The following is a 14262-nucleotide window of genomic DNA, read 5'->3' as shown; positions in this document are numbered from 1 at the left end:
GTGGCGCCCGAGCGGGGGGCTGAGCGGACGAGCCGGCTCTGTTCCGCGGCGACGGCGACGGGCGTGAACGGACCGGTGCAACCGGAATGCGACGCGTCCACGCGACGGCGGCCGCGGACGGTGCGCACCTACGCTGGCGGCGTGGACGAGATCGTCGGGGGCTGGCCGTACTGGGCCACCTACGCGTTCTTCGTCGTGGTCGCCCTGCTGCGCTCGAACGCCACCTACTGGGTCGGCCGCGGGCTGCGCGCCGGCGGCGACCGGACCCGCCTGCACGAACGGCTCGAGCGCCCGCTGATGCGCCGCGCCGAGCGGCTCGTCGGCCGCTGGGGGCTGGTGGCCGTGGCGCTGTGCTTCCTGACCGTCGGCGTCCAGACGGCGGTCAACCTCACCGCCGGTGTGCTGCGGATGCCGCTGCGGCGCTTCGTCCCGGCGACCGTCGTGGGCTCGCTGCTGTGGGCCGCGCTCTACACGACCGCCGGGTTCGCGGTGCTCCGCGCGTGGACCGGCGAGGTCTCGCCGTGGTGGGCGCTGCTGGCCGTGGTGGTGGTGGTCGGGCTGGTCGCCGCGGCGAACCTGCTCGCCCGGCAGGCGGCGGCTCGCCGGACGCAGCAGTCCAGCGGCCCGGGGACGGCGCCGGACCGCGTCTGACCGCAGATACCGCCGGAACGGCGGCGGACCTGTCCGGAACGCCCTACGCCGGGCGGGTCCGTGCCGCATCCTGGAGGACCGACGACGCGACGGACGACGTTCGGAGCCGAGCCGGGAGCAGTGCCGTGGAACCGATCGCCGCCCTCCGACGCGTCTGCGTCGCCGGTCTCGTCACCGCTGCCCTCGTGGCCCCCGTCCTGGAGGGCACGTCGGACGCCCGGGCCGCCACGCAGCGGGTGCCGTCGCCTCGGGTCGTCACCGCCGCGCCGCCCGCCGCGTCCGAGGCGGTCGACCGGGCGTCCCTGCTGTCTGCCGACGCGGCGACAGCGGAGCCGGCGCCCACCGAGCCGGAGCGCACCGGACGGGTGCTGGTGCACCGCGCGCCGGGGGTCACCGTCGCGCAGGTCGAGCGGCGCAGCGGCCTCGACGTCATCCCTGCGGCGCCCGGACTCGAACGGCTCGGCTGGTCGGTGGTCGAGGGCGCCGCCGACGTCGACGCCGCGGTGGCCTCGCTCGAGGCGTCGGCCCTGGTAGGCGACGCCGTCCCCGAGCTGGTCCGGCGTGCGTCCGCTCTCCCCGACGACCCGTTCGCACCCGTGTCGACCTACCTCGACGAGGTGCGGTTCCCGGAGGCGTGGACCTCGGCGCGGGGCGACGGCGCCGTCGTGGCGGTGCTCGACACCGGTGTGCGCGCGACCCACGAGGACCTCGCCGGCGTCGTGCTCCCCGGCATCGACCTGGTCGACGACGACCGCGACGCCGACGACCCCGACGGGCACGGGACGCTCGTCGCCGGGGTCGTCGCCGCCGCCGGCGACAACGGCCTGGGCGGCGTCGGCGCCGCCTACGGCGCGGACGTGCTGCCGGTGCGCGTCATCGGCCCCGACGGCGCCACCGACGCCGACGTCGCCGACGGCGTCGTCTGGGCGGCGGACCGCGGGGCCGACGTCATCAACCTCTCGCTCGGCGGACCGGGCGAGTCGCCGTTGCTCGAGGCGGCCCTGCGGTACGCGGTCGGGCGCGGCAGCGTCGTCGTCGCGGCCGCCGGTAACGGCGGTGCGGAGGAAGCGAGCTATCCCGCTGCCTACGCGGGTCGCGTGCCCGGCGTGCTGTCGGTGTCGGCGACCGACGACCTCGGCCGGATGACGGCCTTCTCCAGCTGGGACGACAGCGTGTCCGTGGCCGCGCCGGGGTGGGATCTCATCGGCCCCTCGATCGACGCACCCGACGAGTACGTCCTCGGCACCGGCACCTCGTTCGCGGCGCCTCTGGTGAGCGGCGTCGCCGCCCTGGTCGCCGTCCGCAACCCGACCTGGGGCGCCGACGCCGTGGCCGACCGGGTCCAGGTCACCGCGCGCGACGCCGGCCCGCGCGGCGCCGACCCGTACTACGGCACCGGCGTGGTCGACGCGGCCGCCGCGCTCGGCCTGGGACCCGCGGTGCCCCACGACTCGGCGCCGTCCGACGCGCGGCCGCTCGACGACGTGCCGGCGCGTGCCACCGCCGTCACGCCGGGGCAGCCGTCGCTCCCGGCGACGCTGTCCCCGGAAGGCGACGTCGACTGGTACGCCGTGACGACCACCGGCGCGGCCACGGTGTCGTTGAGCGCCGAGACGTACTCGGACGAGGACCCCCACGGCCTCGACGTCGTGCTCGAGGTCTGGACCGACGACGGCCTGCTCGTGCACCAGGACGCCAACGGCGCCGGACGCGGCGAGGGCACCCAGGTCTCGTTCGACCGCGCGACCACGTTCCGGCTCAGGGTGAGCAGCGCCAACGGCTCGGTCGCCGTCCCGGGGTACCGGCTGGGTGTCGGGTCCCCGCTGCCCTACTCGCCGTACGCGCGCACGTCCGTGAGCTACGCGGGCACCCCGCAGTCGCTGCTCCTCGAGGACGTCACCGGCGACGGCGTGCCCGACCACTCGACCGTGAACCCGTCGCCCTTCGTGGAGTGGCCGGGCTACGTCCGGGTGCGAACCTCGGACCCCGCCTTCCCGTCCGGCGTCGTCCCCGCCAGGACGGTCCTGGGAACGGGAGCGCTCGCGGCCGTCGACGTCGACGACGACGGCGTCCACGAGCTGGTGACGGGCGCCGACGGTCTACTGCGAGCGTTCGCGGTCCGCCCGTCCGGGCTGGTCGAGCAGCAGGTCCTCGACCCGGCCGACCAGCTCTGGCCGACCGCCGTCGTGGCGGGTGACGTCGACGGTGACGGCGACGACGACCTGGTGGTGAGCGGTCTGCGGGGCCAGGCCCGCACACCGCTGACCGTGCTCCTCAGGGACGTCGGCGACCGGTTCGCCGTCACCCCGCTGTCGGCCGTCCAGCACCGCACGCTCGCGCTCGGGGACCTCGACGGCGACGGCGCGCTCGACGTGGTCGGGAGCGGGGGAGAGGTGTGGGTGCACGACGCGTCCGGCGCCCTGGTCGCCGCGCCGGCGCGAGGACCCGCGGCCGAGGACCTGGATCTGGCCGCGGGCGATCTCGACGCCGACGGGCGGGACGAGGTGGTGGCCGCCGCCGCGGACGACGAGCTGGTGGTGTGGCGGCTGGGTCCGGACGGGTGGCGCTCGGCGACCTGGCGGCAGTACCCCACGTTCCCGGCGCTCGCGCAGAACGTGGCCGTCGCCGACCTCGACGCCGACGGTGCGGTGGAGGTGGCGCTGCGGACGAGGGGCAGCCAGGTGGTGACCGTGCAGGAGGAGGGCGGTGCTCCCGTCTGGGAAGCGAGCGCGCTGATCGGGCAGGCGGTGAACCCGCCACAGCCCCAGACGCTGGAGGTCGCCGACCTGGCTGGTGACGGCGTCCCCGAGATCGTCGTCATCCACAGCGTCGGGGCGACGCTCCTGACGTTGCCTCCCCGACCGGCCGCGCAGTCCCGGCTGCACGTCACCGACGTGACGACCACCGCACGCACGAGCGGCAGCCCCGTCCGACCGGAGTGGGAGGTGCGGCTGTCGGCCGCCGTCGCCGCCGCGGGTGCGGCCGAGGCCGTGCGGCTGCTCGATGCCGCCGGTCGCGACGTGCCCGTCACCGTCGCCGTGGCCGGCGACCGCGTGACCGTGCGCCTGCTCGCCGACCTGCCGTCGGGCTCGCACCACCAGCTGCTCGTCGCAGGTGTGCGGGGGATCGACGGCTCCGTGCAGGCAGAGCCGTACCGGTCGTGGTCGACCGTCGCCGCCTCGGGAGACCGGTTCACGCCGGTGCCACCCGTGCGGGTCCTCGACACCCGCGTCGACGCCGAGCCGCTCACCGAGGGCGGTGTGCTCGACCTGGACCTGGCCGACGTGCTCCCGCCGGAAGCCACCGCCGCCGTCCTCAACGTGACGGCGGTCCGGCCGACCGGGGCCGGTTGGCTCCAGGTCTTCCCGCAACCGAACCACTTCACCGACCCGTGGCCGACCGTCAGCAACCTCAACGTCGTCCCCGGCGTCGACCAGCCCAACCTGGTGACCGTGAAGCTCCGCAACGGGCGGGTCTTCATGCGGACGGGCGGCATGGCGACGCACGTCGTCGTGGACCTGGCGGGGTACTACTCGCCTGGCGGGGCCGCGGCTTACGTGCCGCTCGCGCCGCAGCGGCTGATAGACCTGCGGTCGGCGGCCGGGCCGACGAGGGGCGCGAAGCTCGGGCCGCGCCAGACCGTCGACCTCCTGGTGCGCGGCCGTGCCGGGGTGCCGCAGGACGCGCTCGCGGTCGTCCTCAACGTCACGGGGACCGGACCGACCGCCTCGACCTGGGTCAGTGCCTACCCCACACCGGCCGACGGTTCGCCGCCGCCGACCGTGTCGAACCTGAACCTGCGGCCCGGCCGCGACCAGCCGAACCTCGTCACCGTGCAGATCGGCGCGAAGGGATCCGTGCGACTGTCGAACGCCGTCGGGTCGACGTGGCTGATCGCCGACGTGGCCGGCTACTACAGCGCGACCGGCGACCACGGCTTCGTGCCGCTCGACCCGGTCCGGATCGCCGACTCCCGTTCCGGCACAGGCGTCAGCGAGCGTCTGCGACCGGCCGCGCCGGCCACCCTGCAGGTGACCGGGCGCGGCGGTGTGCCCGCGGGCGCGGGCGCTGCGGTGCTGAACCTCACCGGTATCGGCCCCGACTCGGCCACGAACGTGCGTGCCTACCCCTCGGTCAGCGGGACGGCGGTGCCCACCGTCTCGGCGCTCAACCTCGTCCCCGGCCGCAACGAGGCGAACCTCGCCGTCGTCACCCTCGGCCCCACGGGCGCGATCCGGCTGTACTCCGAGCAGTCGGGCACCCACGTCGCGGCCGACGTGGCGGGCTACTTCCGGCGCTGACAGCCGGTCGGTACGCCCGGCTCACGCGGAGGGCGTCGGCCGTCCGTCCTCGTCGCGCTCGGGCTCCGGGGTCGTGGCGGACGCGGACGCGTCGGAGGCGTCGACGCCCGGCGTCGGCGACTGCTCGTCGACCCCGCTCTCGGACGCGTCGTAGGGCTCGGTGTCGGTGGCGACCGACTGCTCCTGGGCGACCGGCTCGTCGGCGGCGGGCGGCTGCTCGACGGCCTTCTCACCCTCGGCCTCGGCGGTCTCCTGCGCCGTGGCGTCGTCGACCGGGGCAGGCGCGGCCTGCTCGACCGGCGCCTCCTCGACGACCTCCGCTGCGGCAGCGGCGCTCTCGCCCCGCTTCACCGCCTCGAGCAGCATCTGCGCGACGTCGAGGACCTTGACCTCCTCGCGCGCCTCGCCCGCCGACTGCGCGGCGGTCAGGCCGTCCGAGAGCATCACGCGGCAGAAGGGGCACCCGATCGCGATGGTGTCGGCGCCGGTGGCGACGGCCTCCGCGGTGCGGTTGCCGTTGATGCGGGTGCCGAGCTTCTCCTCCATCCACATCCGCGCGCCGCCCGCGCCGCAGCAGAACGACCGCTCGCCCGACCGCTCCATCTCGCGGTACTCGACGCCGGGCAGCGCGCCGATCAGCTCGCGCGGCGGGGAGTAGACGCCGTTGTGGCGGCCGAGGTAGCAGGGGTCGTGGTAGGTCACGGGCGACACGGTCGACTCGACCGCGGCGACGGGGACGAGCTTCTTGTCGCGGACGAGCCGGTTCAGCAGCTGGGTGTGGTGCACGACCTCGTAGCTGCCGCCGAGCTGCGGGTACTCCTTGCTCAGCGTGTTGAAGCAGTGCGCGCAGGTGACGACGATGCGGGTGGCCTTGAGCTCACCGAGCACCTCGACGTTCTGCTGCGCGAGCATCTGGAACAGGAACTCGTTGCCCGCGCGGCGGGCGGGGTCGCCGGTGCACGACTCGCCGTCGCCCAGGACGGCGAAGTCGACGCCCGCGGTGTGCAGCAGCTCGGCGACGGCCTGGGTGGTCTTCTTCGCGCGGTCCTCGAAGGCGCCGGCGCAGCCGACCCAGAACAGGTAGTCGACCTCGGTGAGGTCCTCGACGTCGGCGCCGACCTGCTTGACCTCGAACGGCAGGTCCTTGGCCCAGTCGAGGCGCCCGCGCGGCGACATGCCCCACGGGTTCGCGTTCTTCTCGAGGTTCTTGAACAGGCCGCCGAGCTCGGTCGGGAACGCCGACTCGACCAGCACCTGGTTGCGGCGCATGTCGACGATGTGGTCGACGTGCTCGATGTCGACCGGGCACTGCTCGACGCAGGCGCCGCAGGTGGTGCACGACCACAGCACGTCGGCGTCGATGACGGCGCCCTCGCCGTGCGGGTCGTAGGCGGCCAGGTGGTCGACGGTCTCGCCGTCGGCGTAGCCGGTGGCGCCGACGAGCACCCGCTCGGCCTGCCGGGTGGTGACCTCGGGCAGGTCGGCCCGGGCCTCCTCGGACGCCAGCAGCCACGGCGACTTGGCGGCGGCGTGGTCGCGCAGCCCCATGATGAGCAGCTTGGGCGACAGCGGCTTCTCGGTGTTCCACGCCGGGCACTGGCTCTGGCAGCGGCCGCACTCGGTGCAGGTGGAGAAGTCGAGCAGGCCCTTCCAGGTGAAGTCCTCGACCTTGCCGACGCCGAGCGCGGCGTCCTCGTCGAGCTCGTCGACGTTCTCGAAGTCGATCGGCTCGCCGGCGACCTTCATCGGCTGCAGCTCGCCGAGGGACGTGCGGCCGTCGGCGTGGCGCTTGAACCAGATGTTGAAGAAGGCGGTGAACCGGTGCCAGGCGACGCCCATCGTCGGCTGCAGCGAGATGGTGATCATCCAGGCGAAGGAGATCAGGATCTTCAGCCCGGCGACGAGCAGGATGCCGGTCTCGAGGGCCCCGACGGACGCACCGGCCAGACCGGCGCCCATCCAGGCGGTGAGCGGGAAGTGCAGCGCGCTGGCCGTCGAGGCGCCCTCGGCCGACGCGAGCGCGAACTCCATCGCCCGCAGGGCCAGGATGCAGACGACGACGCCGAGGATCGTCGCCTCGACGTAGTAGGCCTGCCAGAAGGTGGAGCCGAAGAAGCGCGACCGCCGGCCCTGCGAGCGCGGGTGCTGCCGCTGGCGCACCGCGATCAGCCAGAGGATGCCGAGCAGGCCGCCCCAGGCGAACAGCTCGGTCAGCCACTCGAACGGCGGGAAGTGGCCGATGAGCGGCAGGGTGAACGAGCTGTCGAAGAGCTGGCCGACCGCGTTCACCAGGGTGAGGAACAGGATCCCGAACGACACCATCGTGAACCAGTGCGCGACGGCGACGACGGGCAGCCGCGACATCCGGGTGTGCCCGAGGAACTCCCGGACCAGCGTGACCGTCCGCGCGACGGGCTCGTCGGTGCGGGCGTCCGGCTGGCCCATCCGCACGGTGCGCGTGATCTGCGCGATGGCGCGGGCGAACAGCGAGATGGCCACGACCATGACGGCCAGGCAGACGACGGTGACGGCGATCCGCATCGTGCTCCTCGGTGTCGGGTCGGGCGCTCGGTCCCCTCACGGTAGGGGCGGCGCCGCGCCTACCGATCCTACTGGCGGGTAACCGTCACCGGCGCGTCGAGGTGACCGCACTCACCTCGCCGACGGCGTCCGGCCCGACCCGGCAGCAGCCGCCGACCAGCCGCGCGCCGGCGTGCGTCCAGGACGGGACGAGCGAGGGCTCCCAGCGCGGGTCGCCCTCCCAGCGCTGGCGGGACGCGTCCCAGCCCTCGCCGCTGTTCGGGTACGCGACCAGGGGCAGACCGGTCGCGGCCAGCGCCCGCAGCGCGGGCAGCACGTCCTGCGGACGCGCGCAGTTCACCCCGACCGCGAGGACGCCGGGGACGTCCGTCAGCGGCGCCACAGCGTCGGCGAGCGGCTCGCCGCGGCGGGTGGTCGTCCCGCCCGGGGCGGGGGTGAGCGAGACCCAGGCGGGGGCGGCCGTGCGGGCGAGCACCTGCGCCAGCGCCTCCACCTCCGCGGCGCGCGGGACGGTCTCGCAGGCGACGACGTCGGCGCCCGCGTCGAGCAGCGCCTCGACCCGAGGCAGGTGCGCCTCGACCAGCGCGGCGGTGGTGGCGGCCTCGTCCCCGAGGTCGTACGCGCCGGTGTACTCGGACCCGTCGGCCCGCAGCGCGCCGTACGCACCGAGCGAGCCCGCGACCCAGCCCTCGAGGCCCTCGGCGTCGAGCGCCCGTCGGGCGAGCACGACGCTCCAGGCGGCCAGCGCGGCGGCGGCCACCCGGTCGTGCCCGGCGCGCTCGAGGGAGAGCGCGCCGAGCTGGTAGCTCGCGGTCGTCACCACCTCGGCGCCCGCGCGCACGAAGTCGCGGTGCGCGGTGACGAGCTCCTCGCGACCCTCGGGCGCGAGCAGCATCCGGGCCGACCAGAGCCCGCCGGACAGGTCGGCCCCGCGGGTCTCGAGGTGCGTGGCCAGGCCGCCGTCGAGGACGACGACCCGCTCGGTGAGGGCGTGGGCGAGCGTGGTCACCGGGTGCCTCCCAGTCGTCGGGACAGCTCGGACGCCGCCGCCCGCAGCCGGGTGGTCAGGTCGGACGGGGGCGGGTCGTCGTGCGGCCAGGTGACCGCCAGCCCCGCCACCGGGTGGTCGGTGTGGTCGAGCACCGCGACCGCCTGGGAGGCGAAACCCGGTGTCACCTCGCCGTCCTCGCGGGCCACGCCGTCACGACGGACGTCGGTGAGCAGCGAACGCAGGGCGGTCAGCGACCGCGGGCCGACGCCGTGGCGGTCGACGAACGCATCGGCGTCGGGGAACAGGGCGCGCACCTGGGCGGCGGGCAGGGCGGCGAGGACGGCGCGGCCGCTCGCGGTGAGCTGCGCGGGGAGGCGGACGCCGACGTCGGTGACGAGCGGCGGTCGTCCGGGCGCGCGCTCCTCGACGACGTAGAGCACCTCGCGGCCGTGGAGCACCGCGAGGTGGGCGTTGTGGCCGAGCCGGTCGACCAGGCGGGCGAGCACCGGCCTGGCCAGCCGGGCCAGCGGCTCCTGCCTGGTGTACGCGCTGCCGAGCTCGAACGCGCTGACCCCCAGGCCGTACCGGCGCTCCTCGGGCAGGTGCACGACGAAGCCGGCGCCGGCCATCACGGCGAGCAGGTGGTAGGTCGTCGAGCGGGGGAGCCCGAGGTCGCGCGCGATGGCCGCTGCGGGGACGGGTGCGGGCTGGGCGGCCAGGTGGCGCAGCACGGCCAGCGTCTGCTCCGCCGCGGGCACCCTGCTCACGGCGCCCACGCTAGACGTCGCCGTGCACGACGCTCGGAACCGCGGCGCCCGCGGGCCGCTCCGGGCGACGTCGGCCCGGTCGTTCCGAGCGGTGTGCCCGCTCAGGCGGAGGCGACAGCCTCGGCGACCGGGGTGGGGCCACCGACGAGGTCCCACTGCCGGCGGACGCCGTGCCCGCTGGTCAGCACCTCGGCCACGACGGCGGCGACGTCGGCGCGGGTGACGTCGCCGCGGTCGACGTGGTCGGCGAGGGTCACCAACCCGGTCGGCGGGTCGTCGAGCAGGCGACCGGGACGCAGCACCGTCCAGTCGAGGTCGCTGTCGCGCAGGGCGGCGTCGGCGTCGCGCTTGGCCTCGACGTAGGCCCGCCACACCGGCGCGGTGTCGTCCGGCAGGGGTTCGTCGACGCCGATCGCCGAGACCTGCACGAACCGGCGGACGCCCGCCCGCCGCGCCCCGGCGACCGACTTCAGCGAGCCCTCGAGGTCGACCGTGCGCTTGCGGTCGGCGTTCCCGTCCGGGCCGCCGCCGGCGGCGAAGACCACCGCGTCGCAGCCGTCGAACGCGGCGGCGAAGGCGGCCTCGTCGTCGGCCTCGATGTCGAGGTGCCGCGTCGTGACGCCCTGCGTCTGCAGGGTGGCGGCCTGCTCCTCGCGGCGCACCAGCGCGACGGGTTCGTGCCCGGCGGCGAGCAGCAGGGGGTGGAGGAGGCGGGCCACCTGGCCGTGGCCCCCGACGACGGCGATCCGGGTCATGCCGTCACGCTACGTCGGGCACGGGTGGCCCACCTCCGGGCCGTCAGCCCCAGCGGGTGGTGGCGACGAGCATGTGGTGGTCGGACCCGGTGGGGATCACCTCGAGGCCGCCACGGTCGGCGCGGTTCTGCGAGAAGAACACGTAGTCGATCTGCCGGCCGTTGTCGGTGGTCTTCTCGGCGCGGCCCTCGAGCTGGTGCGCCGAGACGAACCGGCCGTTCCCTCCGCGCGCGAACATGCTGTCCATCTCCGGCTTGTCCGGCGTGGCGTTGAAGTCGCCGCCCACGACCACGAGGTGGCCGGCCTCGATCCACTCGCGGGTCACCCGCTTGATCTCGGCGGTCTGCTGGGCGCGGACGCCGGTGCCCTCGTCCTTCGACACCAGGTGGGTCGAGCACACGTGCTTCACCGGCGAGCTGCCGAAGGTGAGGCAGCTGAGCCGCGGGACCCGCCCCGGGTCGGCCGGGAGCGGGAACTCCTGGATCGTGTAGTCGCCGGTGCTGCGCCGGATGACCAGCGTGCCGACGTCGCCCTTGCCCTTCTTGTCGCACCCGCCCACGCGGCTCGTGGTGAACAGCATCGGCCAGCCCGGGTTCGCCTGCGCCAGCTCGACCGCGTCGGTCAGGCACACCTCCTGCAGCGTGAGCGCCTGCGCGCCGCGGGCCTTGGCCGTGTCGAAGGCCTTGTGCAGTACCGAGCGGTACTTCTCGACGTTGTGGTCGACGACGGTGTAGCTGCCGGGTGCGGCGGCGGCCGGTGCCGCCGGGGCGAGCAGCGGCGCCACCACCGCGGCTGCGGCGAGGACGGTGAGCGCGGCGCGACGCCGGGCACGAGACACGGGCATGGTGGTTCCCCCTGGAACGGTCGGTCCGTCCCGGTTCGTCCGGAACGGTGGTCCGAGTCTGGCGAGGACGCAGGCTCTCCCGCGGACGTCGTCCACAGCCACCACCGGTCTGGGATCGCAGACGCTTCGTCCGGTGCGGACGTGGCGCGCCCCTGCCGCGGTGGTGTGCGATGGACGCGTGACAGCGCACCCCGTCGTCGAGGTCGGCACCGGCCCGGTCAGCCCCGAGCAGGTCGTCGCCGTGGCCCGGCACGGCGCCGGCGTCCGGCTCGCACCGGAGGCCGAGGCCGCGATCGGTCGCACCCGCGCGGTGATCGACGCGCTGGCCGACGACCCCGAGCCGCACTACGGCATCTCCACCGGCTTCGGCGCGCTCGCGACGACCCACATCCCCAGCGAGCGGCGAGCGGCGTTGCAGCGCAGCCTGATCCGTTCGCACGCGGCCGGCTCGGGACCCGAGGTCGAGCGCGAGGTGGTGCGCGCGCTGATGCTGCTGCGGCTGTCGACGCTGGCGACCGGCCGCACCGGCGTGCGCCTCACGACGGCCCGCGCCTACACCGCCCTGCTCGACGCCGGGATCACGCCGGTGGTGCACGAGTACGGGTCGCTCGGCTGCTCCGGCGACCTCGCCCCGCTGTCGCACGTCGCGCTCGCGCTGATGGGTGAGGGCTGGGTGCGTCGCGCCGACGGCACGCGCACCGAGGCGGCGACCGCCCTGCACGAGAACGGGATCGAGCCCGTCGTGCTCGCCGAGAAGGAGGGGCTGGCGCTGGTCAACGGCACCGACGGGATGCTCGGCATGCTCGTGCTCGCCCTGCACGACCTGCGGGCGCTCCTGCAGGTGGCCGACGTCGCGTGCGGCATGAGCGTCGAGGGCCTGCTCGGCAGCGAGGCGGCCTTCGCGGCCGACCTGATGGAGCTGCGGCCCCACCCCGGCCAGGCCGCCAGCGCCGCCAACCTGCGGGCGGTGCTCGCGGGCTCGCCGATCGTCGCCAGCCACCAGGGGCCGGAGTGCACCCGGGTGCAGGACGCGTACTCGCTGCGCTGCGCCCCCTCGGTGCACGGCGCCGCGCGCGACACCGTCGACCACGCGGCGCTCGTGGCGGGCCGCGAGCTGGCGTCCGCGATCGACAACCCGGTGGTCACGCCGGACGGGCGGGTCGAGTCGAACGGCAACTTCCACGGTGCGCCCGTCGCCTACGCGCTCGACTTCCTGGCCGTCGCGGTGGCCGACGTGGCCTCGATGAGCGAGCGCCGCACCGACCGCTTCCTCGACCGCGCGCGCAGCAACGGCCTCCCGCCGTTCCTCGCCCACGACGCGGGCGTCGACTCCGGGCACATGATCGCCCAGTACACGGCGGCCGGGATCGTCGCCGAGCTGAAGCGGCTCGCCGTCCCGGCCTCGGCCGACTCGATCCCGTCGTCGGCGATGCAGGAGGACCACGTGTCGCTCGGTTGGCACGCCGCCCGCAAGCTGCGGACGGCGATCGACGGCCTGACGCGCGTGCTGGCCATCGAGGTCCTCACGGCCGCACGCGGGATCGACCTCCGGGCGCCGCTCGAGCCGGGATCGGCGACGCGCGCCGTCCGCGACCTGGTGCGCGAGCGCGGTGTCGCCGGGCCGGGGCCGGACCGCTTCCTCGCCCCCGAGATCGAGACCGTCGTCGAGGCCGTGCGGGACGGATCCGTCCTGGCCGCAACCCGTTCCGTGACAGGAGAGCTCGCATGACCACCACCTCCGCCCCGACCAGCGGTCCCCGTCCGGTGCGCGCAGCCCGCGGCACCACGCTCACCGCCCGCAGCTGGCAGACCGAGGCGCCGCTGCGGATGCTGATGAACAACCTCGACCCCGAGGTCGCCGAGCGTCCCGACGACCTGGTGGTCTACGGCGGCACCGGCAAGGCGGCGCGCGACTGGGCGTCGTTCGACGCGATGGTGCGCACGCTCACGACGCTGCGCGAGGACGAGACGATGCTCGTGCAGTCGGGTCGCCCGGTCGGGGTGTTCCGCACCCACGAGTGGGCGCCGCGTGTGCTGCTCGCCAACTCGAACCTGGTGGGTGACTGGGCCACCTGGCCCGAGTTCCGCCGGCTCGAGCAGCTCGGCCTGACCATGTACGGCCAGATGACCGCGGGCTCGTGGATCTACATCGGCACGCAGGGCATCCTGCAGGGCACCTACGAGACCTTCGCCGCGGTGGCGGCGAAGAAGTTCGGCGGGACCCTCGCCGGCACGCTCACGCTCACCGGCGGCTGCGGCGGCATGGGCGGCGCGCAGCCCCTCGCGGTCACCCTGAACGGCGGCGTGTGCCTCGTCGTCGACGTCGACCCCGCGCGGCTGCACCGCCGGGTCGAGCACCGCTACCTCGACGTCGTCGCGGACGGGATCGACGACGCGATCGAGCGGTGCCTCGCCGCCAAGCGCGACCGGCGCGCGCTCTCGGTGGGCCTGGTGGGCAACGCCGCGAGCGTGTTCCCCGAGCTGCTGCGCCGCGGCGTCGAGATCGACGTCGTCACCGACCAGACCTCGGCGCACGACCCGCTGTCGTACCTGCCGGACGACGTCGACCTGGGTGACTGGGACGACCTGGCCGCGAAGAAGCCCGAGGAGTTCACCGACCGCGCGCAGGCGTCGATGGCGCGCCACGTCGAGGCGATGGTCGGGTTCCAGGACGCCGGCGCCGAGGTGTTCGACTACGGCAACTCGATCCGCGACGAGGCCCGCAAGGGCGGGTTCGGCCGCGCCTTCGAGTTCCCCGGCTTCGTCCCGGCCTACATCCGGCCGCTGTTCTGCGAGGGCAAGGGCCCGTTCCGGTGGGCCGCGCTGTCGGGCGACCCGAAGGACATCGCCGCCACGGACCGCGCGGTGCTCGACCTGTTTCCCGACAACGACCACCTGCAGCGCTGGATCCGCGCCGCCGGCGAGAAGGTCGCCTTCCAGGGCCTGCCCGCCCGGATCTGCTGGCTCGGCTACGGGGAGCGCGACGTCGCGGGCGTGCGGTTCAACGAGATGGTCGCCTCGGGCGAGCTCAGCGCGCCGGTCGTGATCGGCCGCGACCACCTCGACTGCGGCTCGGTCGCCTCTCCCTACCGCGAGACCGAGTCGATGCTCGACGGCTCCGACGCGATCGCCGACTGGCCGCTGCTGAACGCGCTGACCGCGGCGTCGTCCGGCGCGACCTGGGTGTCGCTGCACCACGGCGGCGGCGTCGGGATCGGGCGGTCGATCCACTCGGGGCAGGTGTCGGTGGCCGACGGCACGCCGCTCGCGGCCGAGAAGCTGCAGCGGGTGCTCACCAACGACCCGGGCATGGGTGTGATCCGGCACGTCGACGCCGGCTACGACCTCGCCGAGCAGGTGGCCGAGGAGCGCGACGTCCGCGTCCCGATGCGGGAGGGTTGATCCCGTGACG

The 14262-nt window shown here is 74.9% G+C and carries 9 protein-coding genes; 4 read left to right on the top strand and 5 right to left on the bottom strand.

Annotated elements, in window-relative coordinates; genetic code table 11:
* Positions 1-141: 141 nt before the first annotated feature.
* Together ACYVKY_RS08345 and ACYVKY_RS08340 are read left to right on the top strand one after the other, a co-directional pair.
* The gene (locus ACYVKY_RS08345) at positions 142-651 is read left to right on the top strand and encodes a DedA family protein (RefSeq protein ID WP_460434506.1); all 510 of its coding nucleotides are present in this window, start codon (positions 142-144) and stop codon (positions 649-651) included.
* Between the two features lie 125 nt (positions 652-776).
* Positions 777-4952, top strand: coding sequence for a S8 family serine peptidase (locus ACYVKY_RS08340; RefSeq protein WP_460434505.1), 4176 nt, complete (start codon positions 777-779; stop codon positions 4950-4952).
* A gap of 21 nt (positions 4953-4973) precedes the next feature.
* Here the strand turns inward: ACYVKY_RS08340 and ACYVKY_RS08335 are convergent, their stop codons facing one another.
* The 5 genes from ACYVKY_RS08335 to ACYVKY_RS08315 form a co-directional block, all read right to left on the bottom strand.
* Positions 4974-7493 carry a (Fe-S)-binding protein gene (locus ACYVKY_RS08335; RefSeq protein ID WP_460434504.1) on the bottom strand — a complete coding sequence of 840 codons (2520 nt, stop codon included), beginning with the start codon at positions 7491-7493 and terminating at the stop codon, positions 4974-4976.
* 85 nt (positions 7494-7578) lie between these two features.
* Positions 7579-8502, bottom strand: coding sequence for a homocysteine S-methyltransferase (mmuM, locus tag ACYVKY_RS08330; RefSeq protein WP_460434503.1), 924 nt, complete (start codon positions 8500-8502; stop codon positions 7579-7581).
* The gene (locus ACYVKY_RS08325; protein ID WP_460434502.1) at positions 8499-9251 is read right to left on the bottom strand and encodes an IclR family transcriptional regulator; all 753 of its coding nucleotides are present in this window, start codon (positions 9249-9251) and stop codon (positions 8499-8501) included. The genes mmuM and ACYVKY_RS08325 overlap by 4 nt, the downstream gene beginning before the upstream one ends.
* A gap of 101 nt (positions 9252-9352) precedes the next feature.
* Positions 9353-10006, bottom strand: coding sequence for an SDR family oxidoreductase (locus tag ACYVKY_RS08320; RefSeq protein WP_460434501.1), 654 nt, complete (start codon positions 10004-10006; stop codon positions 9353-9355).
* A 43-nt stretch (positions 10007-10049) separates the two neighbouring features.
* Positions 10050-10850 (bottom strand): endonuclease/exonuclease/phosphatase family protein, encoded by an 801-nt coding sequence (locus tag ACYVKY_RS08315; RefSeq protein ID WP_460434500.1) that lies wholly within the window; start codon positions 10848-10850, stop codon positions 10050-10052.
* Between the two features lie 178 nt (positions 10851-11028).
* Here ACYVKY_RS08315 and hutH point away from each other — a divergent pair, with 178 nt between their 5' ends.
* Positions 11029-12579: a histidine ammonia-lyase gene (gene hutH / locus ACYVKY_RS08310; RefSeq protein WP_460434499.1), complete on the top strand. Its 1551-nt coding sequence runs from the start codon at positions 11029-11031 to the stop codon at positions 12577-12579.
* Positions 12576-14252, top strand: coding sequence for a urocanate hydratase (gene hutU / locus ACYVKY_RS08305; RefSeq protein WP_460434498.1), 1677 nt, complete (start codon positions 12576-12578; stop codon positions 14250-14252). The genes hutH and hutU overlap by 4 nt, the downstream gene beginning before the upstream one ends.
* Positions 14253-14262 lie beyond the last annotated feature (10 nt).

It is taken from the genome of Angustibacter speluncae, assembly GCF_054777815.1.
The sequence above is the reverse complement of the archived record's forward strand: the minus strand, read 5'-3'. Positions and strand labels throughout refer to the sequence as shown.